This is a genomic window from Rubrivivax gelatinosus, from assembly GCF_016583785.1.
Taxonomy (GTDB): domain Bacteria; phylum Pseudomonadota; class Gammaproteobacteria; order Burkholderiales; family Burkholderiaceae_C; genus Rubrivivax; species Rubrivivax gelatinosus_B.
This window is the reverse complement of sequence record NZ_NRRU01000089.1, coordinates 1-21,689: the sequence shown is the minus strand read 5'-3', so window position 1 is coordinate 21,689 and position 21,689 is coordinate 1. Positions and strand designations below refer to the sequence as shown.

Annotated in this window: 20 protein-coding genes and 1 pseudogene; 4 read left to right on the top strand and 17 right to left on the bottom strand. The window is 73.4% G+C overall.

The features are described 5' to 3' along the window. The 7 genes from pabB to CKO43_RS19805 all read right to left on the bottom strand — a co-directional run. Positions 1–1,450 (bottom strand): aminodeoxychorismate synthase component I (gene pabB, locus CKO43_RS19835; protein ID WP_200379695.1); only part of this gene is annotated, 1,450 nt, incomplete at its 3' end. A gap of 30 nt (positions 1,451–1,480) precedes the next feature. Continuing rightward, positions 1,481–2,014, bottom strand: a complete 534-nt coding sequence (fae, locus tag CKO43_RS19830; RefSeq protein WP_200379694.1) for a formaldehyde-activating enzyme — start codon at positions 2,012–2,014, stop codon at positions 1,481–1,483. A gap of 30 nt (positions 2,015–2,044) precedes the next feature. Next, positions 2,045–2,860: a formylmethanofuran dehydrogenase subunit C gene (locus CKO43_RS19825; RefSeq protein WP_200379693.1), complete on the bottom strand. Its 816-nt coding sequence runs from the start codon at positions 2,858–2,860 to the stop codon at positions 2,045–2,047. Continuing rightward, on the bottom strand, positions 2,857–3,780 hold the full coding sequence (fhcD, locus tag CKO43_RS19820; protein ID WP_200379692.1) for a formylmethanofuran--tetrahydromethanopterin N-formyltransferase: 924 nt from the start codon (positions 3,778–3,780) through the stop codon (positions 2,857–2,859). Before fhcD ends, CKO43_RS19825 begins: the two co-directional genes overlap by 4 nt. After that, positions 3,777–5,474: a formylmethanofuran dehydrogenase subunit A gene (locus CKO43_RS19815; RefSeq protein WP_200379691.1), complete on the bottom strand. Its 1,698-nt coding sequence runs from the start codon at positions 5,472–5,474 to the stop codon at positions 3,777–3,779. The genes fhcD and CKO43_RS19815 overlap by 4 nt, the downstream gene beginning before the upstream one ends. A gap of 1,339 nt (positions 5,475–6,813) precedes the next feature. Further along, complete coding sequence (locus tag CKO43_RS19810; RefSeq protein ID WP_200379690.1) at positions 6,814–8,091, bottom strand: molybdopterin-binding domain-containing protein; 1,278 nt, start codon at positions 8,089–8,091, stop codon at positions 6,814–6,816. Between the two features lie 271 nt (positions 8,092–8,362). Next, a complete protein-coding gene (locus tag CKO43_RS19805) occupies positions 8,363–9,061 on the bottom strand; it encodes a HisA/HisF-related TIM barrel protein (RefSeq protein ID WP_200226169.1) in 699 nt (232 codons plus the stop codon). Positions 9,062–9,094: 33 nt separating this feature from the next. On the opposite strand from CKO43_RS19805, the gene CKO43_RS19800 reads away from it, so the two are divergent. The 3 genes from CKO43_RS19800 to CKO43_RS19790 are packed head-to-tail and all read left to right on the top strand — an operon-like array spanning position 9,095 to position 11,686. Continuing rightward, entirely contained in the window at positions 9,095–10,042 is a 948-nt protein-coding gene (locus CKO43_RS19800; RefSeq protein WP_200226167.1) for an ATP-grasp domain-containing protein, read from the top strand. Next, the gene (locus CKO43_RS19795) at positions 10,035–11,099 is read left to right on the top strand and encodes a hydantoinase/oxoprolinase family protein (protein ID WP_200226165.1); all 1,065 of its coding nucleotides are present in this window, start codon (positions 10,035–10,037) and stop codon (positions 11,097–11,099) included. Before CKO43_RS19800 ends, CKO43_RS19795 begins: the two co-directional genes overlap by 8 nt. After that, positions 11,087–11,686 (top strand): amino acid kinase family protein, encoded by a 600-nt coding sequence (locus CKO43_RS19790; protein ID WP_200226163.1) that lies wholly within the window; start codon positions 11,087–11,089, stop codon positions 11,684–11,686. The genes CKO43_RS19795 and CKO43_RS19790 overlap by 13 nt, the downstream gene beginning before the upstream one ends. Positions 11,687–11,946: 260 nt before the next feature. Here CKO43_RS19790 and CKO43_RS19785 read toward each other — a convergent pair whose 3' ends face one another. From CKO43_RS19785 to CKO43_RS19765, 5 genes are read right to left on the bottom strand one after another with little or no spacing between them, the layout of a single operon-like run. Further along, entirely contained in the window at positions 11,947–12,645 is a 699-nt protein-coding gene (locus tag CKO43_RS19785) for a (5-formylfuran-3-yl)methyl phosphate synthase (protein ID WP_200226160.1), read from the bottom strand. Then, a complete protein-coding gene (locus tag CKO43_RS19780; protein ID WP_200226158.1) occupies positions 12,645–13,220 on the bottom strand; it encodes a DUF447 domain-containing protein in 576 nt (191 codons plus the stop codon). Before CKO43_RS19780 ends, CKO43_RS19785 begins: the two co-directional genes overlap by 1 nt. Then, entirely contained in the window at positions 13,217–14,593 is a 1,377-nt protein-coding gene (locus CKO43_RS19775; protein ID WP_200379689.1) for a DUF6513 domain-containing protein, read from the bottom strand. Before CKO43_RS19775 ends, CKO43_RS19780 begins: the two co-directional genes overlap by 4 nt. Continuing rightward, complete coding sequence (locus CKO43_RS19770; RefSeq protein WP_200226154.1) at positions 14,572–15,261, bottom strand: flavoprotein; 690 nt, start codon at positions 15,259–15,261, stop codon at positions 14,572–14,574. Before CKO43_RS19770 ends, CKO43_RS19775 begins: the two co-directional genes overlap by 22 nt. Next, positions 15,194–17,191, bottom strand: a complete 1,998-nt coding sequence (locus CKO43_RS19765) for a sigma-54-dependent Fis family transcriptional regulator (RefSeq protein WP_200226151.1) — start codon at positions 17,189–17,191, stop codon at positions 15,194–15,196. The genes CKO43_RS19770 and CKO43_RS19765 overlap by 68 nt, the downstream gene beginning before the upstream one ends. A 170-nt stretch (positions 17,192–17,361) precedes the next feature. Between CKO43_RS19765 and CKO43_RS19760 the strand changes: the two genes are divergently transcribed. Then, on the top strand, positions 17,362–17,832 hold the full coding sequence (locus CKO43_RS19760; RefSeq protein ID WP_200379688.1) for a dihydroneopterin aldolase: 471 nt from the start codon (positions 17,362–17,364) through the stop codon (positions 17,830–17,832). 61 nt (positions 17,833–17,893) lie between these two features. On the opposite strand, the gene fae (CKO43_RS19755) is transcribed toward CKO43_RS19760, so the two are convergent. The 5 genes and pseudogenes from fae (CKO43_RS19755) to CKO43_RS19735 all read right to left on the bottom strand — a co-directional run. After that, entirely contained in the window at positions 17,894–18,403 is a 510-nt protein-coding gene (fae, locus tag CKO43_RS19755; RefSeq protein WP_200226145.1) for a formaldehyde-activating enzyme, read from the bottom strand. Positions 18,404–18,482: 79 nt separating this feature from the next. Continuing rightward, positions 18,483–19,355: a triphosphoribosyl-dephospho-CoA synthase gene (locus CKO43_RS19750; protein WP_200379687.1), complete on the bottom strand. Its 873-nt coding sequence runs from the start codon at positions 19,353–19,355 to the stop codon at positions 18,483–18,485. 15 nt (positions 19,356–19,370) lie between these two features. Continuing rightward, a complete protein-coding gene (locus CKO43_RS19745) occupies positions 19,371–20,303 on the bottom strand; it encodes an ATP-grasp domain-containing protein (protein WP_242481248.1) in 933 nt (310 codons plus the stop codon). Between the two features lie 95 nt (positions 20,304–20,398). Further along, the gene (gene mch / locus CKO43_RS19740; RefSeq protein WP_200379685.1) at positions 20,399–21,403 is read right to left on the bottom strand and encodes a methenyltetrahydromethanopterin cyclohydrolase; all 1,005 of its coding nucleotides are present in this window, start codon (positions 21,401–21,403) and stop codon (positions 20,399–20,401) included. After that, positions 21,400–21,689 (bottom strand): annotated as a pseudogene (locus tag CKO43_RS19735) (ATP-grasp domain-containing protein); the annotation flags it as partial. The pseudogene CKO43_RS19735 and the gene mch, both read right to left, overlap by 4 nt.

Sequence of the window (21,689 nt, the reverse complement as noted above, 5' to 3'; positions counted from 1 at the left end):
GCGGCAGCGGCGCCAGCGGCGCGCGCACGAGCGCCAGCCGGCCGTCGTGCGCCAGCGTCAGCCGCAGGCGCTGGGCGAGGCCCCCGCCGGCAGCCGCGGCGGCTTCGAGTGCACGCCGCGCCGCGTCCGGGTCGAGCGCAAACCCCAGCCCTTCGGCGCTGGCCCTCAGGCGGGCGAGGTGGCCTTCGAGCAGCGGCATGCGCCCGTCGCCATCGGCGCGCACGGTCTCGATCAGCTCGAAACCCGGGTCCAGCCCGGTGAGGAAACGCGCCTTCAGCAGGCACTCGTCGTATTCGTCGTCGGCGCGGCTGTCCTGCACGATGCCGGCGCCGACACCCAGCGTCAGCGCGCGTGTGCCGTCGGGCCCGGGCGCGGCCAGCACGAGCGTGCGGATCGCGACCGACCAGCACAGATCGCCGAACGCCCGCCCGGGCGGCGGCGCGTCCAGCCAGCCGATCGCGCCGCAGTACAGGCCGCGCGCTGTCGTCTCCAGCGCGGCGATCAGGCCCATCGTCTGCAGCTTGGGCGCGCCGGTGATCGAGCCGCAGGGGAAGATCGCACGCAGCAGCGCCGCCGGGCCGATCTCGGGCCGCAGCCGCGCCTGCACCGTCGAGGTCATCTGGAACACCGTCGCATAGGGCTCGATCGAGAACAGCGCCGGCACCTGGACCGAGCCGATCTCGGCGACACGGCCGAGGTCGTTGCGCAGCAGGTCGACGATCATCAGGTTCTCGGCGCGGTTCTTGACGTCCAGCGACAGCAGCCGCGCGGTCTCGCTGTCGCCTTCGGGCGCGCCGGTGCGCGCGGCCGTGCCTTTCATCGGCCGCGCGGTGACGGCACCCGCCTCGTGACGCACGAAGAGTTCGGGCGAACACGACAGCACATGCGTCGCCGGTCCGCCCGGCGGCAGCACGACATAGGCGCCGTAAGCCACCGGCTGGCGCGCACGCAGCGCGCGGTACAGCGCCACCGGCGCGCCCCAGGCGCGGCCGTGCAGGCGGTAGGTGTAGTTGACCTGGTAGGTCTCGCCGGCCGCAATAGCGTCGTGGATGCGTGCGATCGCGGCGCGGAAGTCGGCGCGGGTGACGCTGGGTTCGAGCCTGCCGACGCCGGCGGCATCGTCGGCGCCGGGCTGGGCGGCGAGCCAGGTGTCGGCCTGCGTGCGCGACAGCCGGTCCAGCCGGCGGAACATCAGCACACGCAGGCTGGAGGTGTCGCCGGCGTCCAGCCGTGCCGTGCCGGCACGCTGCAGCTTCGCGCCCCACTCGTAGTCGGCCAGCAGCAGCGCGTGCAGCCCGGCGCGCTGGTCGGCCGCGACCGCGTCCCAGGTCGCGTCCAGCGTCGCCGGGTCGGTGCAGCGGTGCTCGCGCACGAAGCCGGTGTAGAGCCGGCTCGTGGGCGACGCCGCCGTGGCGTCGCGGTCGTCGAGCAGGGCGCAGACCTCGTTCATCGTGGGCTCAGGTACGGGGTCCGGTAGCCGTCATGACCAGTCGTCCATGTCGTGTTTGATCTTGTGGCGGTTCGCGATGAGCTCCTCCACCGACGGCTCGTTGTTCAACGCCCGCTGGATCGCCAGTTTCGTCGCCTCGTAGTTGGTGCGGTACATGTCGCGCTTGTCCAGGTTCGGGTCCTGGGCGCAGCGCGGGTCTATCCAGACCAGGCTGACGATGCAGAGCTCGTTGGCCAGCTCGCGCGGGATCACGTTCTCGATCAGGCAGTCGACCACCGCGTCGGCGGTGGCGCTCTGCACGACGCCGCCGAAGAGTTCGATGTTGGCGCTGTCCTTCAGCGTCACCTTGGGCACCATGATCGTCGCCGGCCGCACGAGCTGGTTGCAGGCGCGGATCACGAACATCGCCGTGTGGCCCTTGCTCTGCGCCATCATGTTGGCGAAGGCCTGGCCGACCGGGCCGTCGCTGCGGCCGATCAGGATCTCGGGCATCGCGTCGGTGAACTGGCCGTCCCGGGCCAGCACGGTGGCTTCGCCGGCGTGGAAGAGGTAGTCGCGGGGCATCGTGGTTCTCGCGGGTGGTGGCAAAACGGTTCAGCGCGGGACGATCCATTCGCCCAGCCCGCCGGCGGCGAGGTCGCCGCGGTGGCGCACGATGCGGCGCCGGGGCAGTTCGGCGAAAGCGCCGCCGTGGCGGGCCAGGTCGCGGGCGAGCAAACGCCAGAATACCGTCACGTCGTCCTGTGCCGGCACGAAGCTGGCGGCGGGCGGGCCGGCGTCGGGGTCTCCCATCACGACGACGCTGCCGCGGCGCATGCCGTAGCCGGCGTGTGCGCCGACCCGGCCGGCCACCGCCAGCGTGCCGGCCACCAGCCGCGAGGCGGCCCAGTCGCCGGCGTCGCCGAAGACGATGACGCTGCCGCGGCGCAGACGGTCGGCCAGGCGTTCGCCGGCGTTGCCGCGCACGAGCAGCGTGCCGCCGCGCATGCCGTCCAGGCTGCCGGGCAGCGCGGCGGCGGCGAAGTCGCCGACCGAGCCGTGCACGTCGAGCGTGCCGCCGCGCATCTCGCAGCCGGCCAGTGCACCGGCCGGCCCCAGCACGCGCAGCTCGCCGGCGCGCAGGCCGGCGCCGGCGTAGTCGCCCGCCGGGCCGTCGACCAGCAGCCGGCCGCCGTCCATCTGCCAGCCCAGGCGGTCGCAGCGGCCGCAGTCGCCGGCGATCACCAGCGTGTCGTCGCTGCGCGGCGCGAGCTCGAAACACTCGGCCAGCGCCAGCGTGCCGCGGCCGTGGCCCAGCGGCAGGCGTTCGATCTCGGCCGCGCCCAGCGCCGCCAGCGCCGCGGGCTGCAGCGTGCGCAGGTCCAGGCGCAGCGGCGGCGGCCGGCGCAGCGTCAGCGTCCAGCCGCTCATCGTGCACCTCCGGCCAGCAGCTCGTGCAGATGGAAGTGGAAGGGCCCGAGCTTGCCGCCGTAGTTGCCGGCCGAGATGCGCAGCAGGCCGCCGTCGGCGCCGATGGCGATGCCGGCGTCGAGCCCGGCTTTCATCGCCGCGGCGACGTCGCCCGCGCTCAGGCCGTCGATGACGATCTCGAGCACGCAGCCCACCTCCGGCGTCAGTTCGGTCCGGGGCACGAGTCCGACCAGCGACGGGCAGAAGGCGTCGTTGGTCGACGCCGACAGCGCCGGGTACTTGCTGCCGACCTTGGAGCCCGAACGCACGACGCCGCCGGGGAAGGGCATCACGACGTTGGGCACACGCCGCATCGCGTGCACGGCGGCTTCGGCGACGGCGAGCGCGCTGTCGGTGTCGCGCGCCAGCAGCAGCAGGTTGCCGCCGCCGACGGCCTTGACGACGGCGGTGCTCTCCTCGGCGACGAACTCGCCGTCCATCACCGGCACGCGCCAGTGGCGCCGGCCGGCGATCTGCTTGGCGATCTGCCAGCCGTCGCCGAAGAAGCGCAGGTTCCGGCCCAGCGCCGCCGGTTCGCCGTCGGCCAGTCCCGCGTAGACCGCCGTCGTCGGGCAGGTCAGGATGCACTGGCCGACGCGGCGTTCCAGCTGTTTGGCCAGCTCCTTGCCCGACATCGCGAACAGCAGCAGCGCGACGCCGGGGCGGCCGTCGGGAGTTTCGTCGGGCGCGAGCCGGCGTTCGATGCCGGCTTCGCAGCCGCAGCCGATGACCGAGGTGGCGAAACCGGTGGCCGCCAGCCCCGCCTGCTCGGCCCAGTGCGGCGTGTGCGCGGTGACGACGATGCGTGTGGCCTTCATCGGGAAGGCTTCGGCGAAGGTGGCGTCGATGGCGACGCCGTTGTGCACGACGGCGGCGCTCACGAGCTTTCCCTTTCGAACAGCGCCGCCGGCAGCAGCCGGCCGCCGCAGCTGCAGCGGCAGAGTTCGTCGTGCGAGATCGCGACGTGCTCGAAACGCATCGAGGCGTTGTGGTCCCAGTGGCGGCGCAGCGTCTTCTCGATGATGGGGTCGTAGCCGGGTTCGACGAAGTGCACGCCGCCGGTCGGCAGCGCGACGATGCGCCCGGCGCGTGCGACTTCGACGCCGTCCTTGTAGACCTGCTCGGGCGTCGCGAACATCGCCTCGCGGTCGGCCTGGTCGCGGTAGACGGCGACGTCGGCCGCGGCGCCGGCGCCCAGGTGGCCGCGGTCCGTGAGCCCCAGCAGCCGCGCCGGGCCGGCGCGCGTCAGCACCGCGATCTCGTCCAGCGTCAGCTCGCGTGTCATCGAACGCAGCGCGCAGTTCGCCGCCACCTCGGGGTGCAGGCGGGCGATCTGCTCGTCGCGGAACGAGCGATCCATCAGCAGCCGGATCAGATGCGGGTAGTGCGTGAACGGGCCGCCGTTGGGGTGGTCGGTGGTCAGCACCACCTGCCAGGGGTTCTTCACCAGCAGGAAGAGCTCGAGCCCGATGACCCACTGCAGCGCGTTGACGTAGCTCTGCTCGCGGTAGCGGAAAGGCACGACGCCGCATCCTGCGGTGCATTCGATGTCGGCGCCGACCCATTTGCGCGGCGAGGCCAGTGCCGACTGCGCGTGCTGGCGCATCGTGTCGCCGGAGGCGGTGACGGTCTGGCCGAAGATCACCTGGCCGACGTCGATGCTGACGTTCGGGTTGCCGTTCACCGCCTCGGCCAGCTCCAGCGCCGCCGACGAGAACTTCTTCGGCCCCTCGGTGCCATAGGCGTGGAACTGCACGTGCGTCAGGTGCGCCGGCAGGCCTTCGAGCGCCTGGATGGTCTCCAGCGTCGACACGATGTTGCCGGCCACGCCCAGGTTGCTGCCGTGGATGTGCAGCGGGTGCGCCATGCCCAGTTCGTGCACCGCGCGCGCCAGCGTGCGCACCACCTGGCGCGGCGTCACGCCCCAGTGCACGTGGGGCTCGTCGACGTCGAGCTTTCTCTGGTTGAACTTGAAGGCCGAGATGCCGCCCGGGTTGACGACCTTCACGCCCATCGCCTTGCTGGCGTTGACGGTCCAGGCGACGTAGTCGCGGATCTGGGCGAAGTTGCGCGCCTCGGGCCCGCCGGTGGCCAGCAGCTCCAGCATCAGCTCGTCGCTGCCCAGCATCACGTAGGCGCCGTGGTCCAGCACCGGCATGTCGCCCATCTCCATGTGGGCGTGGCGTGCGTTGCTGGGCACCATCGCCGGCTCGAACGCGGCGGTGTAGCCCATCTCGACGTAGCGGTAGGCGGTGGCCAGCGTGCCGGGCGCGCACTGGCCGCAGGACGGCAGTTCCAGGTCGTTGGTCGGCAGCGCGATCGGCCCGGCTTCGGCGCGGTGGTCGTCGGTCATCAGGAGCCGCGCCAGGTTCACCTTGCCGCCGCCGATGTGCGTGTGCAGGTCGATGCCGCCGGCCATCACGACGCAGCCGGCCGCGTCGACGGTCTCGTCGTAGCGGCCGCCGGGTATCGGCTCGCTGATGCGTCCGTCGACCAGACCGATGTCGCGTACCGTGCCGCTGCCGGGATTCGCCGGGTCGATGACGCGGCCGTTGCGGATCAGGACGCTGCTCATCGTGGGTTCCCGGGGAGTGCCATTGCTGCCTGTCCTGCGCCGGCGTGTTCCAGCGGTCTGCGCGTGGCGATCGGGGTGAGGGAGTGGCCGGCGTGCGCAGGCTGCAGCGAGCCGCGGTCGCCGGGTGGCCGGTTCCGTTCATGTCCCCCGGCCCGGCAAGCCGGGCCTCCTCCTAATACTTCACTCCACCGGCCACCCGACGCCCGCGGCCCCCACCCGAGGTGGCGTGCCACGCGTGGTGCGCAAGCGTCGTCTCGGAGCCGGCCGGTGGGGCGTGTCCCGGAGTGAAGTATTAGGAGGAGGGCGGGCGCAGCCCGCCCGGGGGACATGAACGCAGGGGCACGCCCCGCCGGTCGGCTCTCGCGCCGCTGCGCGCGGACGTGTTCCAGCGGCTGGCTCTTGCGCCGCTGTTCGCGGGCGTGTTCCTGCGGCAGCCTCTTGCGCTCTTGTTCGCGAGCTTGCTTCAGCGGTTTGCGCGTGGCGATCGGGGAGAGGGAGCGGCCGGCGTGCGCAAGCTGCGGCGAGCCGCGGCCGCCGGGTGGCCGGTTCCGTTCATGTCCCCCGGCCCGGCAAGCCGGGCCTCCTCCTAATACTTCACTCCACCGGCCACCCGACGACCGCGGCCCCCACCGGCGGTGGCGTACCGCGCGTGGTGCGCCGCCTTCGTCTCGGAGCCGGCCGGTGGGGCGTGTCCCGGAGTGAAGTATTAGGAGGAGGGCGGGCGCAGCCCGCCCGGGGGACATGAACGCAGGGGCACGCCCCGCCGGTCGGCTCTCGCGCCGCTGCGCGCGGACGTGTTCCAGCGGCTGGCTCTTGCGCCGCTGCTCGCGGGCGTGTTCCAGCGGCTGCCTCTTGCGCCCTTGTTCGCGAGCGTGCTCCAGCGGTTTGCGCGTGGCGGTCGTGGTGAGGGAAATGCCGGCGTGCGGAGGCTTCGGCGAGCCGCGGCCGCCGGGTGGCCGGTTCCGTTCATGTCCCCCGGCCCGGCAAGCCGGGCCTCCTCCTAATACTTCACTCCACCGGCCACCCGACGCCCGCGGCCCCCACCCGAGGTGGCGTGCAACGGGTGGTGCGCCGCCTTCGTCTCGGAGCCGGCCGGTGGGGCGTGTCCCGGAGTGAAGTATTAGGAGGAGGGCGGGCGCAGCCCGCCCGGGGGACATGAACGCAGGGGCACGCCCCGCCGGTCGGCTCTCGCGCCGTTGCTCGCGGACGTGTTCCAGCCGCTGCCTCTTGCGCCGTTGTTCACGGACGTGTTCCAACGGTCGGCTCTCGCGCCAATGCTCGCTGACGTGTTCCTGCGGCCGACTCTCGCGCCGGCTGTACAGCGTGTGCGTGGATGCGGTCACCGCCGCGCCTCCAGCACCGCCTGCAGCAAAGCCTGGGCGATCTTGGCGACCGAAGGCAGCGCGTCGGGGCGTACCGCATGCAGCGGCATCAGCACCGTGCCGTCGGTGCGGAACAGGTGGCCGTCGTCGGCGATGCCGGGGGTGCTGACGGGGATGAAGACGCAGCCCTCGCGGCGCCAGGCGGCAGCCTGGGCGGGGTGGCCGAGCACGACGGTCGGCAAGTCGGTAGGCGGTGGTACGGCTTCGGCGTCCCAGCTCGATACCCACAGCAGCGCGTCGACCGCGCCGTCGGCCAGCAGGCGATCGGTGGCGTAGAGAAAGGGTTCGTGCTCCAGGCCGAGCGCGCTGGCGCGGGTGCGCAGCGGCAGGCCCGAGAGCCAGGTGAAGACCTGGTTGGCGGTGGCGGCGCCGTCGCCGCCGCCTATCCACAGCGCCGCGGCGCGTGTCTTGCGGTTCAGGTGGCCGACGATGGCGTGCACCGCTTCGATCGCCAGCGCCGCCTGCGGCGCCAGCAGCGCCGGGGCGCCGACGAAGACCGCGTAATGCGCGGCTCGCAGGCGCGTGGCCAGGGCCGACAGCGGGCTGTTGTCGTCGGTCTGCGGCCGCGGCACCCGCGTCAGCAGGCGCTGCAGCGTCGCGGCGAGGTCCTCGCCGTCTTCCGCGGCCACGGTCTCGACCGTCACCTGCTCGGATGCCCAGGCCGCCAGCGCCGGGTCGTGGCCGCCGGGCGGCGCCAGCGCGACGACGTGGCGCTGCGGGCGCCCGGCGTCGCCCAGGCCGCAGCGCTCGGCGATCAGCGGTGCCAGCTCGACCGGCAGGCCGCCGACGAAGACGATCAGGTCGGCGCGCGTGCGCAGCTCGCCCAGCGTGGTCGTGAACTGGCCGCGGTCCTGCAGCGCCCGCAGGCCCGCGAACAGCGCCTCGCCGCCGGCGGCGTCGGTGACCGCGCCGGTGGCGCAGGCCAAGGGGTAGAGCGCACGGGCGCCGGCGACGTCGCAGCCCAGGCCGGCGAACAGCGGCTGGGCGGCGCCGGCCAGCAGCGCCGCGGCGGCGGCGAGCGCGGCGTCGGCCGATGCCGGGCGGCCGGCGATCTCGGCGCGGGTCTCGACCGGCCGGCTGGCGAACGAGGCCAGCCGACGGCTGGCACGGGCGCAGTCGCCGCCGTCCAGCGCCAGCACCTCGTCGCCGGCGCCGACACGCACGCCGAGGTGGTCGCAGGCGAGCGGGCAGAAAGGGCAGGTCCACGCCGGCGTGGCCGCGACGGTGTCGGTCATGCGGCTCGTCACGCAATCGATGTGCCACCGCGGCCCGCCTGGGAGCTGCCGGCCCGGGGCAGCCAAAAGCGCAACACTGTGTCGCACATTTCGCAGCGTTGCAGGCCCGAGCGGCACCGGCCGGGTGGTCGCGCCGGGGGTGGGTAAACGCCGAGAGGGGCGCAGCCGGGGCCGGTGGGGCGGGCGCCAGCCGGTTCCAGCCTGCCCACGGCGCCGTCGCATGGCACGAATCGTGATCGACCCGGCGCATGCCGGCCTCGATCCGCCCTGCCTATGCCACCGGCGCCAGCCGTCCGTCGTGCAGCGCGCTGGCGACCAGCCAGGCGTCGGCGCCGGCGGCGCGGGCCCGTTCCAGGTCGGCCGCGTCGCGTATGCCGCCGGCGCCGATGAAGCGGGTGCCGGGCGAGCGCGCCTGCAGCGCGCGCAGCGTCTGCAGCTCGGGCCCGTCGCCGCTGCCGACACGCTCCAGCGTCATCACGATGACCTGCTGCGGCCACAGCGCCGGCCGGTCCCAGGCGCCGGCGGCGTCGAGCCGGGTGGCGCCGCGCCGGTCCAGCGACAGGATGCCGGCGCCGGGGGTGGCGAAGCAGCGTTCCAGCGCCGTGGCCGATGCCAGCGACTCGCTGCCGAACACCGGCCGCACACGCGCCGCGGCGGTGCCCAGGCGCGCCAGCAGTGCGGTGGCGGCGTCGGCGTCGGTGAAACCGGCGTCGAGCCAGAGTTCGGTGCCGGGCAGTGCCGCCAGCAGCGCCGCGATGAGCGCGTGCTGCGGCCGGCCGTCGACGATGGCGTCGAGGTCGGCGACGTACAGCAGGTTGGACGCGCAATGCCGGCACAAGGCGAGCGCGACCGTCACCGGGTCGTGCCCCGGCACCAGCTGCGACACCAGCGGCCGGTACGCCTGGCGCTCGCCGCGTTCGGCGCGAACGGCCGCGCCCTGCATCAGATCGACGACGGGGATCAGCCGCATGGCAGGGCTCCGGGAAAGGACCGAGGTGGCGTGATGACACGCATATTCGTTTACGAGTATCTCAGCGGCGGCGGCAGCGTCGAAGGCGACCCGGCAGCCAGCGCGACGCTGTTGCCGATGGGGCTGGCGATGCGCGACGCGATCGCACGCGACCTGCAACGCGCCCGCATCGGCCCGGTGACGGTGGCGAGCTGCGCCGCCGCCGGCCCGGTGCCGCCGGGCACCCGGGCGGTCAGCGCGCGGCCCGGCGAGACGCCCGAGGCTTTTGTTGCGCGCCAGGCGGCTTTGCACGACGCGGTCTGGGCGGTCGCGCCCGAGTCCGACGGGCTGCTGGCCGCGATGCAGGCCGCCGTCGGCCGCGCGCGCTGGCTGGGCTGCGACGCCGCCGCGATCGCGCTTGGCTCGAGCAAGGGTGCGACGCTGGCGCGGCTGCGCGCCCACGGCATCACGACGCCGCACGACCTGGCGGCCGAAGCGACCCGCTGGGTCGTCAAACCCGACGACGGCGCCGGCGCGGTCGCGACCCAGGTCTGGGCCAGCCGCGCCGCCGCCGACAGCGATGTGCTGAGGCGCGAAGACGTCGGCGCCAGCGCCTGGATCGAACCCTGGGTCGACGGCGAGGCGATGAGCCTGTCGCTGCTGGCGCGTGCCGGCCAGGCCGAGCTGCTGTCGGTGAACCGCCAGCGCATCCGCCTCGACGACGAAGGCCGCGTCGCCTACGACGGTGTCGACCTGGACTGCATGCCGCCGCCCGACCCGCGCCGCGGCGTGCTGGCGGCGCTGGCCGCGCGCGTCGCCGCGGCGATCCCCGGGCTCTCGGGTTTCGCCGGCGTCGACTTCGTCTGGCACGCGCGCCTGGGCCCGGTGGCGATCGAGGTCAACCCGCGCACCACCTGCGCTTTCGTCGGCCTGTCCGAACGCCTGGGCCGCTGCCTGGCGGCCGAGATCCTCGCCGCGCGCCGGGAGCCGCTGCATGCCTGAAGCGGTGTTCGGCTGGGACATCGGCGGCGCCCACGTCAAGGCGGCTTGCTGGGCCGGTGGCCAGGTGCGCGACGTCGCCCAGTGGCCCTGCCCGCTGTGGAAGGGGCTGGAGCATCTGGACATCGCGCTCGATGCCGCGTTCGCGCGTTGGCCGCGGCTGGCGCAGGCCGCACACGCGGTGACGATGACCGGCGAGATGGCCGACTGCTTCGCCCACCGCGAAGACGGCGTCGCACGCATCGCCGCGAGGCTGGCGGAGCGCCTGCCGGCGCCGCGGTTTTTCGCCGGCGAAGGCTGGTGCGGCGCCAGCGACGCCGGCGCGAACTGGCCCGCGGTGGCCTCGGCCAACTGGCTGGCGACGGCGCGCCACACCGCCGCGGCGCTGGCGCCCGAAGCCGGGCTGCTGGTCGACATCGGCAGCACGACGACCGACCTGATCGCCTTCGGCGGCGGCCGTGTCGCCGGCGCCAGCCGGCGCGACGTCGACCGCCTGGCCAGCGGCGAACTGGTCTACCACGGCGTCGTGCGCACGCCGCTGTGTGCGCTGGCGCGGCGCATCCCCTGGCGCGGCCGGCCGCTGAACGTGATGAACGAGTTCTTCGCCACCACCGCCGACGTCTACCGACTCAGCGGCGAACTCGACCCGGCGCACGACCAGCACCCGGCCGCCGACGGCGCGGCCAAGGACGAAGCCGGCAGTCGCGCGCGGCTGGCCAGGATGATCGGCCTGGACGCACGCGACGCCGACGATGCCGAGTGGGACCGCTTCGCGCTCGCCTGGCGCGCCGAACAACTGGACGAACTGCGTGGGCAGTTGGCGCGGGTCGCTGCCGCGAACGGTCTGCCGGGCGACGCGCTCGCGGTCGCGGCCGGCTGCGGTGCCTTCCTCGTGCCCGAGATCGTGCCGCCGGGCTGGCGCGTGCGGCCTTATGTCGGCGCGGTCGCGGCGCTGGCGCCACAGGCGCCGGCCGAGTCCGCGGCCTGGGCCCAGGTCGCGGCACCGGCGGTGGCGGTGGCGGCGCTGTACGAACGGGAGGCCGGCCGATGTGGGTCGTGAAGCTCGGTGGCAGCGTCATCGACGACGCCTTGTTCCCGCAGTGGCTGGCGCTGCTGAGCCAGCTCGGCGGCGGCCGCGTCACGCTGGTCTGCGGCGGCGGCGGTTTTGCCGACCAGGTGCGGCGCGCGCAGGCGCGCTGGCAGTTCGAGGACCTGCCGGCGCACAACATGGCGGTGCTGGCGATGGCGCAGACCGCTTACCTGGCGCAGGCGCTGGAGCCGCGGCTGCGGCTGGCGGCGAGCAAGGCGCAGATCCGCGCCGTGCTGCACGCCGGGCAGACCGCGCTCTGGCTGCCGCTCGAATGGGTGCGCGACAAACCCGGGCCGCAGACCACCTGGGAGACCAGTTCCGACAGCCTGGCGCTGGACCTGGCGCGCAAGCTCAACGCCGAGCGCCTGGTGGTCGTCAAGTCCTGCGCCGTCGACCCGGCGGCGACGCTGGCCGAACTGGGTCAGCGTGGTGTGCTCGACGGCATGTTCGCGACGGTCGCCAAGGACGCGGCCTTCCCGATCGACGTCGTGCACCGCGCCGAGCTCGAGCGCATGCGCGCGCTGCTGCTGGACGAAGGGCGCGCGGTAGGCGTCTAGGAGTCGGGGCGGCGGCAAGCCGCCCCGACTCCAAGCCTGCGGTTGAACGCACGGCTCCCCCGAGCCCCCTCCGCGAGGGTGCTCCAGTTCGTTCGACCGCACCGTCCAGCCTCCCTCCGCGAGGGAGGCTCCAGCCAGTCTGACGACGGCTGTACCGCTTTCAGCCGGCGCGCTTTTGCTCACTTGGAACGCCGGACCCGGGCACGCTCTTGATCCTGCGGCATCGGCCACGGCCGGGTTCTGTCGCGCAGCCTCCTGGTTCAGCCGGCCGCGGCTAACGCCGCCGGCCGGCCCAGCGCCTGCGCCAGCGCCTGCACACGCGCTGCGTCCAGCGTGCCGGCGCGGTCGCCGGCGCAGACGGCGCTGCGGAAACCCGCGAAGTCGGGCGCCAGCGCCAGCAGCCGCGGCAGGTCGGCGCTGCGCAGCGCCCCGGCCAGCCCGACCGGCACGCCGGCAGCACGCGCCGCGGCGACGAAGGCCGCCAGCTCGGCCGCCGGCACGGCGTCGAACAGCGAGCCCGAACGTTTGTCGGCGGTGTCGGCCATCAGCGCCGGGAAGCTGAGATCGAGCGCGCGCTGCGTGAGCGCCGCATCCAGCCCGCGGTCGGCGACGAAGACCGGCACGACGGCGTGGCCGCAGCCGGCCAGTGCCTGCAGCAGCGCCGGCGCTGCCGGGCCGGATTCGACGCCGACCTTGACGAAACCGATGCCGGTGGCGGCGACCTGGGCGACGCGTGCCAGCACCTGCGGCAGCGCTGTCGCCGGCCAGTCGCCGATGGTCGCGCTGGTGGCGCCGTCGAAACGCTGCGCGGCGAGCGTCCGCACGACGGCGGCGATCGTCGTCGGCGCCAGCGCGCCCAGCGCGCCGGCCGCCGGCTCCTTGCAGTCGACGAAGTCGGCGCCGGCGGCGGCGGCGAGCCGGGCTTCGTGCGGGTCGCGAACGCTGACGAGCAGCCGCATCAGGCGGCCTCGGTACGGCTGCGCCAGGTGGCGACGGCGTCGAGCAGCCAGCCCCAGGCCTCGAGTTCGCCGGCGCCGGCGGTCTTGTCGACGGCGATCTGCAGGTAGCGCATCTCGGCCTCGACCTTCTCCGGCGCCAGCATGAACAGCCGGCTGACCAGCACCGCGGCCTCGACGACGGCGGCCTGGGCCCGGTTCAGGCCGACGAAGGGCGCGTGTGTCGCTTCGTGCACCGGCAACAGCGTCAGCAACGGGCGCTCGGCGTCGTCGTCGGCCTGCTCCAGCCGCAGCTCGACGTGGCGCAATGCCGCCGCCAGCCGCAGACCGCGGATTCGTTCGGCGCGCTCCAGCGGCCAGTCGCGGCGGCCGGTGACGCAGCCGGCGAAGATGCGCACGTCGGCGACCAGGTTCAGCACCGCGTGGCGTGTGTCCAGGATGTTGTCCAGCGTCGCCGACGGCCGGAACGGCATCAGCACGACGCGGCCCTCGCGGTAGCGCACGCCCATCGGCGCGACGTGTGCCGCACCGCTGGCGTCGACGGTCGTGACGACGGTCTCAAAGATCGCTTCGTTCATCGTTTCGTGCGGGTGGTGCCGGGCGCGCAGGCGGCGTCGCGGGCCGGCGCACGCTCGACGGCGCAGCCCCAGTCCAGCGGCTGGTCCTGCACATACCGTTTGCCCAGGCGCCAGGCGATCTCGGCCTGGGCCAGTTCGACGCCCATGTAGAAGGCGTGCGCGGCGTCGCCTTCCAGCCCCAGCTGCGGCCAGAGTTCGAAGGCGCCACGGCCCTGGCGCAGGCCGTCGCGGTTGTAGACGTGCAGGCCCTCGGCCGAGACCTGGATGCGGAAGTTCGGGTCCTTCACACGCGCCGCGGTCTCGGCGATCTCGTCGGGCGTGTCGGGGAAGGGGCGGCGCTCGTGCACCGTCGTCAGCTCGTCCGACAGGCCTTTGGGCAGCGACTGCTGGCGCACCGCGGCACGCATGATGCGGCGCGCCCAGTCGGCTTCGCGCACCGCACGCCGCGCGTGCGGGCTGACCTGGGTCGTCAGCACCGCGGCCACGTCGAGCTCGGCGGCGATGCCCAGCAGCAGCGCGTTGATGCCGCTGGTGTCGGCTTCGGTCAGTTCGGTCAGGTTGCCGATGCCCATCAGGATGGGCGCCTGCGGAAAACGCTGGCGCAGGCCGTGGTAGCGCACGATGGACGCGGTGAAGCCGAACGGGATGGGGTCGAGGATGGGGTCGGCCAGGAAAGGCCGGCCGCGTGCCGTCATCGCCTCGATCGCCGCGTCCAGCGAGGCTTCGTCGCCGGGCGTGCGCGACACCAGCACCGGGGTCGAGGGCACCTCGTCGGCGATCCACAGCGTGTCGAGGTTCAGGCTCAGCAGCCAGTCGGCGCCGGCACGGCCGCCGCGCAGCAGCTCGTCGGGGTTCATCGAGTCGACGCTGACCGACATGCCCTCGCGTTTGAGCGCGCGCACCGCGTCTTCCAGCTGCGGGAAGGGGGTAGCCGGCAGGCAGCCGATGTCGATGACGTCGGCGCCGTCCTGCACCAGCGCCCGCGCGCGTTCGACGATCTGCGCCAGCGTCAGGCGCGGCGCGTCGATGATCTCGGCGAAGATCTTCGGCCCGGGGTCGGACAGGTCGGGCGGCGCGGCTTCGAGGTCGAAGAACCGCGGCAGGTCCTTCAGTTCCTCGGGCCCACGTTCGACCGGCAGGCCCAGGCCGGCGGCCACCGGCTCCAGGTCGCCGCGGCAGCGGCCGGGCACGACGACGCGGTCGGCCAGCGGCGGCGGCAGGCGCCGGCCGATCATCTCGGCCGTCATCAGCGCCGCGACCTGCAGCCCGAGTTCACGCACCTCCCAGGTGAAGGGCGCGCCGGCCATCGAGGCCAGCACCTTCTCGAGCTGCGGCTGGGCCAGGCGCCCGGTCAGGAAGAGGATGTGTTCCATGCGAGCGCCAGCGCTTGCAAGCGCCCTGCCAGCGCCGCTTCGAGTTCGGCCGGCGACGCGACCACCTGGCAATGGTCGATGGCGCGCAGGCGCTCGACGTTGTCGAGTTCGATGCGGCGCGGCCGCAGCGTCACCCAGTCGTGCGGTGCCTTGGTCACGACCACCGGCTCGGTGTCGCACGCGAAGACGATGCCTGGAATGCCCAGCTTGCCGGCCTGCGCCAGCATGTTGGTCGGCAGCGTGTCGCTGATGCCCCAGGCGCACTTGGCGACGGTGTTGCTGGTGGCCGGCGCGATCACCACCGTGTGATAGACGTCGGTGTAGAGCATGCCCACCGGCACCGCGCTCGCGCTCTTGTCGCGCACGATGCGCAGGCCCGGGGGGAAACGCTCGCGCAGCGACTCGAACGGCAGCTTGTAGATCGCCAGCACTTCCTCGGCGGCGCGCGACAGGAACAGGTCGAGCTGTGGCAGCCGCGCGGCCAGCGCCAGCGATTCTTCGAGGTAATGGCCGGAGCCGGTCAGGCACCAGGCGAAACGTGAACGTGCAGGCTGCGGGCTGTCGAAGTCGTCGCCGTCGTCGGCGGCGGCGGCCAGCGCGTCAATCGGGGTGGGAGACCTCGATGTGGAGCTTGTGCAGTTTCCGGTACAAGGTGTTGCGGCTGACATCGAGCGCCTTGGCGACGTTGCTGACGTTCCAGCGATGCTGCTCCAGCAGTTGCAGCAGCACCTGGCGTTCGTTCGCCTGGATCGGGTTGAGTTTGATGGGCGGCGCTTCGGCCGGTGCCGCGGGGGCCGCCGGCAGCGCCACCATCGTCGGTGCGGGTGCCGGTGCCGCCATCGTGTGCAGCGACGGCAGGTGCTCGCGTGTGATCGGCCGGCCGTCGGCCAGCGCGCAGGCGCTGCGCATCACGTGGCGCAGCTGGCGCACGTTGCCGGGCCAGGCGTAGTCCAGCAGCAGGCGTTCGGCGTCGGGCGAAAGCTGGCTGCTGCCGTCGGATTCGGCCGCCAGCACCGCGTGCAGCAGCTCGCGCCGGTCGCTGCGCTCGCGCAGCGGCGGCAGCGCCAGTTCGATGCCGGCCAGGCGGTAGTACAGGTCTTCGCGGAAGCGCCCTTCGCGTACCAGCGTCGGCAGGTGGCGGTGGCTGGCGCTGACGAGCTGGAAGTCGACCGGCTGCGTCTCTTCGGTGCCCAGCGGCGTGACCTGGCGCTCGTCGAGCACGCGCAGCAGCCGCGCCTGCAGCTCCAGCGGCATGTCGGCGATCTCGTCGAGGAACAGCGTGCCGCCATCGGCCTGCAGGATCTTGCCGCGGCGGCCGGTGCGCTGGGCGCCGGTGAAGGCGCCGGCGCGGTAGCCGAAGAGTTCGCTCTCGATCAGCGTCTCGGGCAGGCTGGCGCAGTTGACGGCGACGAAGGCGCCGCCGGCGTGCGGGCTGGCTTCGTGCACCGCTCGGGCGAACACTTCCTTGCCCGAGCCGGTCTCGCCGCACAGCAGCACCGGCGTCCCGCGGGCGATGACGCGGCGGGCGGTCTCGAGGTGGCGCACCAGGCGCAGGTCGCCGAAGGTGGCGGCGCTGGAGGAGGCCGCGCCGCGGCCGGCCGGGCGCGGCAGCGCGACCTGGTTGGCCGCCGCGGTGGCCGCCGGCGCCACCGGTCGCGCCGGCGCCTTGGCGTCGCTTGCCGGACGCCGCGCAACGGCGAAGAAACGCAGCGCCGCGTTCGCGCGGTACATCACCACCGGGTGGAACGAAGCCGAGCTGCTGCGCTGCAGCATGTCTTCGAGCGAGGTTTCGAAGAGTTCGTCGATGCGGCGATCGCGCACCTCGTCCATGGCCTGCAGCCCGAGCTGGAACAGCGCGCTGCGGTTGGCCGCGAGGATGCGGCCGTCGTCGCCGACCGCGAGCTTGCCTTCATGCAGCGTGTAGACGAACTCGGGCCGGCTGTGGAAGTGCAGCGGGTGCGCGTTGCGAAAGCGTGCGTCGAGCAGCCGGTTCTCGATCATGCGGGCCGTCATGCCCAGCAGCACCAGCAGGTGCTGCTGCATCAGGCTGGACCGGCTGGTGACGTCGAGCACCGCGGCGATCTCGCCCTGCGGGTCGTAGACCGGCACCGCCGAACACGTGAGCTGGGCGAACTCGGGGAAGAAATGGTCCTCGCGCCGCACCGACACCGGCCCGGCCGCGGCCAGACAGGTGCCCATGCCGTTGGTGCCGGCGGCGGCTTCGCTCCAGCGCCCGCCGACCCGCAGCCCCAGCGGGCCGACCTCGGTGCCGAACTCGGGTGTCGAGACCATGTGCACGATGACGCCGTCGGTGTCGGTCAGCACCACCGCCGACTCGGTGTCGGCGAGCTGCTGGAACAGCGTCGTCATCTCGTAGCGCGCGCAGGCGATGACGTCGGCGCGGCGCGCGCGGCGTTCTTCGAGTTCGACACGCGAGACGACGGCGGGCTGGTGCCGGCCGGCCGGGTCGAGCCGGTGTTCGTTGACGCAGCGGTTCCAGGACTGGGCGACGAGTTCGTCGCCGTCGTGCAGGCCGCCGCGTACACGTTCGAGGATGCGGTCGGCATGACGGTGGGCGTCCCGCAAGCTGAGGCTCATGCGCTGGTCTCCTGGCGCGTGGTGTGCCGCGGTCGCTGCCGCGGTTTTTGAAGGCCCATTCTCGGCAGTCGGCCGTGCCCGGTCACCGGGTAAAACACGGGTGGCGCCGGTAACGGGCCTGCAACTTGCAGCCGGTACAGCGACACTGGTTTTCCCGGAGATCGCCGCCGATGCTGCCGCTGCCCGCCCCCCGTCCGCAGGCCGATGCCGAGAGTTCGGCGCCGCTGGACATCGTCTTCATCGAAGGTTTCACCGGCAGCACCGTGATCGGCATCGACGACGGCGAACTGCACGCGCCGCAGCCGCTGGTGATCGACCTGCACGCCGGCGTGCCGCGTTTTCGCGCCTGCGACACCGACCGCATCGCCGACACCATCCACTACGGCGTCGTGCGCGAGCGCCTGCTGCGCCTGCTGGCCGAGCACCGGGTGCAGCTGCTCGAGGCTTTCGCCGAGGCGGTGGCCGGGATCCTGATCCACGAGTTCGGCGCCGCCTGGGTGCGCGTCAAGGTCGCCAAGCCGCACAAGTTCGACGACGTGCAGGCGGTGGGCGTGCAGATCGAACGCCGCGCGCCGCCGCCCGACCGCACGGCCGCGCTCGTGCACCTGCTGGGCACCGGGCTGGCGCCGGCGCGGCGCTGAGACCCTCGAAACCATGCAAAAGGCCGCCCGAGGGCGGCCTTCTTCGTGGCGTGCTGCGGGGTCAGGCCGCTGCGAAGGGATGCTGGGCGGTGCCCTTCTTCGCCACAACCTCGGCCGCGGTCGGCGAGCCGGCGACGGCGCGCTGGATCGACTCGCGCGTGGCGCGGTAGTTGTAGTCCTGGATCTTCTTGTCGTCCTCGGCGAGCCAGTGGATGAAGACGCCGACGCAGATGAACAGGTTGTCGGCCTCGTCGGCCGGGATCGTGCCGTCCTCGACGCTGTCGGCCACCGCCAGCGCGACGCCGCGCTGCGCCGGGCCGAACATCTGCACCGCCTGCTTGGCGCCCTTGATCGTCACCTTGTTGAACATCACGGTGGCGGGCTTGGTCAGCAGGTTCGGCGCGACGACGGCCAGCAGCGAGGTGAAACCGTCCTTGTTGTTCGTCAGCGCGTGGGCGAACGCCGATTCCGCCGGGGATCCGCGCGGGCCGATGATCAGGTCGATGTGGGCGACCTCGTTGCCGTCGCCGACCAGGGATTCGCCGACCATCATTCGATCGATCTTTGCCATGAGGGGTTTGTCTCCTAGGAAGTGATTCGTTGAAACAGCGGGGGTACTGGCCGTGGGCATGCCCGCCCGGCTTTTGCACTCACGTTCCATGCCACTGACCGGGCCCTTCCCCCAGGAGTGCGGCGGTGAACAGCGCGGCGACCGTCAGATCGGCGCTGGTGCCCGGGTTCAGCCCGGCGGACTTCAGCGAAATGTCCCAGGCGGCGAAGCCCGGGTCGGTGTCGGGTGCCGGACGCCCGCGCCAGCGCTGCGCCGCGTGCAACACAGTCTGTGCCACGGCCGCGCCGTGTTTGCGAACAATGTGTGAATCGGGCCAGCGCCCCAGGCATTCGACAAAAACCTGCTGCACCGCGGCCGTGGTCGCCGCGTCGGGCGCATGCGCCTGCAGACCCGCGCGCGGCACGCCGGCCACACGCAGCAGGCCCGCGAGTTCGAGCACGTCGGCGAAGCCCCGGGTGTACTGCCAGGCGATGCGGTCGCGGTCGGCGGCCAGCGCCATCGCCGCGCGCAGGTCGAGTTCGGGCGCGCTGTGCACGTCCTGTTCGGGCGCTTGGCCCAGGCCGCCCGGGTTGGCGTGTGCGATCGCGGCGAAGGCGAGCGTGGCGTCGGCGACGTCGAGCGCACCCAGCACACCGGCGAGTGCGTCGGCCAGCGCCGCCATCGAGCGGGTCGCACCCGGCGCTTCGGCGGCACGCGCCAGCGGTGCCGCCAGCAGCACGATGCCGAGGTTGGTGTTGCAGCCGGCGGCGGCCTGGCTGGCCCGCACCGCGGCTTCGATGCGCGTGCCGACGCTGGCGCCCGGCTGCGTCACCGGCCCGGCGGCGGCGGCCGCGGCGGCGAGGAACTGCTGCGCCTGCATGTGGTGCCCGGCCGAGGCCATGCTGACGTTGCCGGGTTTGCGCACTGCCACGTCCAGCGTGCAGGCGAGCACGAAGGCGTCGCGGCTGTTCATGCTGGCCTGCCGGGCTCAGGCGCTGCGCGCCGCCGCTTCGTGCCGCGGCGCGACCCGGCGCGTCAGCAGGTCGTCGACCAGGGCCTGGGCGATGTCGAAGGGCGTCACGCGCTGCAGCCCCTGCCAGGCGGCGACGCCGTTGACCTCCAGCACCTGCAGCGGCGCGCCGCTGGCCGCGGGGATGATGTCGACGCCGGCGTAGTCGAGTTCGAGCGTGCGCGCCGCGGCTTCGGCCAGGCGCGCGAGATCGGCGTCCAGCGCCGCCGGCTCGCAGCGCGCGCCCTGGGCGACGTTGTGGATCCAGTGCGTGCTGACGCGCCGCATCGCGCTGACGGCGCGGCCGCCGACGACGAGCACGCGCCAGTCGAAACCCGGCTCGCCCAGCGCCGGCACGTGGCGCTGCAGATAGGCCAGGCCGGCGTAGCCGTGCGCCAGGTCGGGCAGCGCGCAGTGGAAGCCGTCGACCCGGCCGACGAGTCGCAGCCCCTTGCCCTGCGAGCCGAACAGCGGCTTCAGCACCAGCGCGTGGCCGGCGGCGCTCTCGCGCATCACGATGCGCTGGGCCTCGACCGGCGACTCGATCGCCCAGGTCGGCGGCGTCGGCAGCCCGGCGGCGTGCAGCAGCAGCGTCGTCATCGCCTTGTCGACGCTGCGTTCGATCGCACGCACGTCGTTGTAGACCGGCACGCCCAGCGCCCGCAGCGCATGCAGCACGCCCAGGCGTTTGGTCACCTGCTCGAAGCTGCCGCCGGCAATGCCGCGCACGATCGCAGCGTCGGGCAGTTCGCGGCCGAAACCCGGGATCACCAGGCCGTGCCAGGCGGCCGTGGTGTCGACGCGGCAGTCGGCCAGGTCGACGCAGCGGCCGTGGGCGCCGCGCGCGCGCAGCGCCGCCTGCAGCCGGCGCGTGTGCCAGCCGGTCTCGTCGGCGAAGATGGCGACGCGCAGGCCTGGCGCTAGAGCGGCCAGCGTCACTGGAGCACCCTTCGGCCCGCCGGCCGGTCCCGCCAGGCGGGAATGAGCCCCGGACAAGTCCTGAGGTCTCATGCGCGCGCCTCCAGCCACAGCGTCTCGAGCAGTCCGGGGTTGGTCGCGCCGGCGTGCCAGCTGCGGCCGCTGTCGAGATTGCTGACCCAGACCTCGGCCGGCGCGAACAGCGCCGGGTCGATCTTGTAGAAGTCGAAGCCGGCCTCGCGGAAGGTCTCGGCGAAGGACTTGCCGTAGTCGCGCGAGCCGCGTGAGGGCAGCGCCAGCGCCAGCAGCCGGGCGGCGTCGTCGCTGCCGCGCACCGACAGCTGGACACGGCCGCCGTAGAGGATGGCGTCGTTGGTGCGGCCCATCGCCTCGACCGCGTCGGGGTGCGGCGCCGGCAGCGGTGCCCAGCCGATGCCGTCGACGATGTCGGCGAGCGCGAAGTGCAGCTCGTGCGCCTTGTGCAGCGCGACCTCGAGCACACGCGCCACCACCTGGGTCGTGCCGGCGGCGCTGCGTGTCGGCGTCAGCACGAGGGTCAGCGCCTCGGGCGCGAGCGCGCAGTCGCGCAGGATCTTGTCGACGACGACGGCCGGCGGCGGCCGGTCGACCTCGAGCACCAGCACGCCGCGTGCGCCCTGGTCGCGCCAGCCGAGTTCGGCGTACAGCGGCTCCTTGGCCGCGAGTGCACGTGCCGGGCCCGAGCCGAGCGCGAAGAACTTCTTGCCGCCGGTCTCTTCCTTGCTGGCGGCCAGGCTCCAGCCGGCGTACTGCGAGCCCAGGCAGGCCAGCACCGGCATCGAGCTGCGCACCTGCACCTGGGTAGGCCAGTCGCTGCCCGGCACCAGCGTGGCCTCGCCCAGGCCGCCCATGCAGATCTCGGCGATGCGCAGCCCGGCGGCGACGCTGCCCGGGGCTTCGATGCCGGCGTCGACCAGGCGCACGCCGCCGTCCAGCGTCGAGATCTTCAGCCCCAGCGTCGCGGCGTCGGCGCACAGGCGCTCGACCGCTTCGGCCACGTGTTCGTTCAGCGCGATGGCGCAGCCGGCCAGCGGCAGGGGGGAGGTGGTGCTCATCGGTTCTCCAGGAATTCGAGCAGGGTCTCGCGGCCGGCCGCCAGGCGCGCCAGCACCTCGGCCGCGTCGGCGCCGGCGGCGGCCAGGCTGCAGACCGGGTCGCCGGCGTCGAAGCGCTGGCCGGCGCGCGGCAGGTCGCGCGCCAGCGGCGTCGCGGCGATGCGGGCCGCCGCGGTGGCGTCCAGCGTCAGCGTGCGGCGGGCGAAGACGATCTCGTGGCCGTGCACGCTGCGCGCCAGCGGCGGCGCTGGCGGCAGTTCGCCGGCGATGGCGGCGCGCAGATGGG

Bases quoted from the DNA above. Each gene is read 5' to 3' on its own strand.
- CKO43_RS19760 (WP_200379688.1), top strand. From the start codon at position 17,362: ATGCTGCCGCTGCCCGCCCCCCGTCCGCAGGCCGATGCCGAGAGTTCG.
- CKO43_RS19800 (WP_200226167.1), top strand. From the start codon at position 9,095: ATGACACGCATATTCGTTTACGAGTATCTCAGCGGCGGCGGCAGCGTC.
- CKO43_RS19805 (WP_200226169.1), bottom strand. From the start codon at position 9,061: ATGCGGCTGATCCCCGTCGTCGATCTGATGCAGGGCGCGGCCGTTCGC.
- CKO43_RS19780 (WP_200226158.1), bottom strand. From the start codon at position 13,220: ATGAACGAAGCGATCTTTGAGACCGTCGTCACGACCGTCGACGCCAGC.
- CKO43_RS19775 (WP_200379689.1), bottom strand. From the start codon at position 14,593: ATGGAACACATCCTCTTCCTGACCGGGCGCCTGGCCCAGCCGCAGCTC.
- CKO43_RS19815 (WP_200379691.1), bottom strand. From the start codon at position 5,474: ATGAGCAGCGTCCTGATCCGCAACGGCCGCGTCATCGACCCGGCGAAT.
- CKO43_RS19750 (WP_200379687.1), bottom strand. From the start codon at position 19,355: ATGAACAGCCGCGACGCCTTCGTGCTCGCCTGCACGCTGGACGTGGCA.
- CKO43_RS19765 (WP_200226151.1), bottom strand. From the start codon at position 17,191: ATGAGCCTCAGCTTGCGGGACGCCCACCGTCATGCCGACCGCATCCTC.
- CKO43_RS19795 (WP_200226165.1), top strand. From the start codon at position 10,035: ATGCCTGAAGCGGTGTTCGGCTGGGACATCGGCGGCGCCCACGTCAAG.
- CKO43_RS19810 (WP_200379690.1), bottom strand. From the start codon at position 8,091: ATGACCGACACCGTCGCGGCCACGCCGGCGTGGACCTGCCCTTTCTGC.
- mch (WP_200379685.1), bottom strand. From the start codon at position 21,403: ATGAGCACCACCTCCCCCCTGCCGCTGGCCGGCTGCGCCATCGCGCTG.
- fae (WP_200379694.1), bottom strand. From the start codon at position 2,014: ATGCCCCGCGACTACCTCTTCCACGCCGGCGAAGCCACCGTGCTGGCC.
- CKO43_RS19825 (WP_200379693.1), bottom strand. From the start codon at position 2,860: ATGAGCGGCTGGACGCTGACGCTGCGCCGGCCGCCGCCGCTGCGCCTG.
- fae (WP_200226145.1), bottom strand. From the start codon at position 18,403: ATGGCAAAGATCGATCGAATGATGGTCGGCGAATCCCTGGTCGGCGAC.
- CKO43_RS19785 (WP_200226160.1), bottom strand. From the start codon at position 12,645: ATGCGGCTGCTCGTCAGCGTTCGCGACCCGCACGAAGCCCGGCTCGCC.
- CKO43_RS19790 (WP_200226163.1), top strand. From the start codon at position 11,087: ATGTGGGTCGTGAAGCTCGGTGGCAGCGTCATCGACGACGCCTTGTTC.
- CKO43_RS19770 (WP_200226154.1), bottom strand. From the start codon at position 15,261: ATGTCAGCCGCAACACCTTGTACCGGAAACTGCACAAGCTCCACATCG.